A 1,424-nucleotide genomic window follows, 5' to 3' on the forward strand; every position below is an offset into this window, starting at 1 on the left:
CCAGGCTGCCGTGGCCCAGCTTCTGTTCCGCCCGCAGGCGCAGCGCCGCCCGATGCAGCTCGTAGGTGGAAGCTGCTACTCCCACCTGCCGATCCACGGTGGACGGGATCATCACCTTGATCCGCAGATCCAGCGTCGGCCCGTCCACGCCGAAACGGCGGAGCGACTCCCCGGAAAAGGTGACCCGCCGGTAGCTCGGCGAAAGGTCCTCTACCCGGGCGACGGCTACGCCGAAGGCCAGCACCGGCACTACGGCGGATGTTTCAGTTGCTACGGCGGTCATCGTGCTCCGTTCTCCATGTCCGTTCCTTCGGCTGCGCGCCGGGTTTTCCTTCCGGCGCCGCCGGGACCCTCTCCAGGCGGTTGTCGGCGCCGGCCGGCCTCGCTCACGCCGCGGGTTCTTCGTGCTTGAGGTCCGGCGTGGACAGGACCGGGTCGGCGTCGTCTTCGGCCGGGGCGGGCGCCTCGCAGTGGTGGCGGCCGACCGGAACCACCATCGGCGTTCCGGACACCGGGTCCGGGATCACCCGCGATTCCAGTCCGAACACCGTCTGCACCAGCTCCTCGGTAACCACCTGCGCGGGGGCGCCCTCGGCCACCACCCGGCCATCCTTCATCGCCACGAGCTGGTCGGCGTAGCGGGCGGCCAGGTTCAGGTCGTGCAGCACGATGGCCACGGAGGTGCCGCGGCGCCGGTTCAGGTCGGTGATCAGGTCCAGCACCTCCACCTGGTGGGCCACGTCCAGGAACGTGGTCGGCTCGTCCAGCAGCAGCACGTCGGTCTCCTGGGCCAGCGCCATCGCGATCCACACCCGCTGGCGCTGGCCGCCGGAGAGTTCGTCCACGTTCCGGTCGCCGAGCTCCAGGGTGTCGGTGGCCGCCAGGGCCGCGCTGACGGCGTCGTCGTCCTCCCGGGTCCACTGCCGGAACCAGCCCTGGTGCGGATACCGGCCGCGGCCCACCAGTTCCGCGACGGTGATTCCGTCGGGGGCCGCCGGGCTTTGCGGCAGCAGGCCCAGCACCTTCGCCACGTCGCGGGTGGACTGCCGGTGGATGTCCTTGCCGTCCAGCAGCACGGACCCGGCACCCGGCTTGAGCAGCCGCGCCAGCCCGCGCAGCAGCGTCGACTTGCCGCAGGCGTTCGCCCCGACGATGATCGTCACCTTGCCTTCCGGCAGCCGGACGGTGAGGTCCTGCACCACGGTGCGCTGGTCGTATGCCAGCGTCAGGTTGCGGGATTCGAGCGTGCGCACTTAGCCTCCTTGGCCTCGGCGGTTGGTGGTGACCAGCAGCCAGAGCAGGAACGGCGCGCCCAGCGCGCCGGTCACCACCCCGACCGGCAGCGAGGCGCCGTCGGTCAGATACATCGGGATGAGGTTGGCCGCGGCGAAGTCGGCGGCCAGCACGATCAGGGCGCCCACCAG

The 1,424-nt window shown here is 71.0% G+C and carries 2 protein-coding genes and 1 pseudogene; all 3 read right to left on the reverse strand.

Annotated elements, in window-relative coordinates; all coding sequences use genetic code 11:
• Positions 1-283 (reverse strand): siderophore-interacting protein (locus AC5RUJ_RS16315; protein ID WP_494156254.1); only part of this gene is annotated, 283 nt, incomplete at its 3' end.
• 103 nt (positions 284-386) lie between these two features.
• Positions 387-1,253, reverse strand: a complete 867-nt coding sequence (locus AC5RUJ_RS16320; protein ID WP_494025292.1) for an ABC transporter ATP-binding protein — start codon at positions 1,251-1,253, stop codon at positions 387-389.
• Positions 1,254-1,424: pseudogene (locus AC5RUJ_RS16325) on the reverse strand (iron ABC transporter permease); the annotation flags it as partial. It lies immediately after the preceding gene.

The sequence above is a fragment of the Arthrobacter sp. Y3223164 genome (assembly GCF_059091005.1).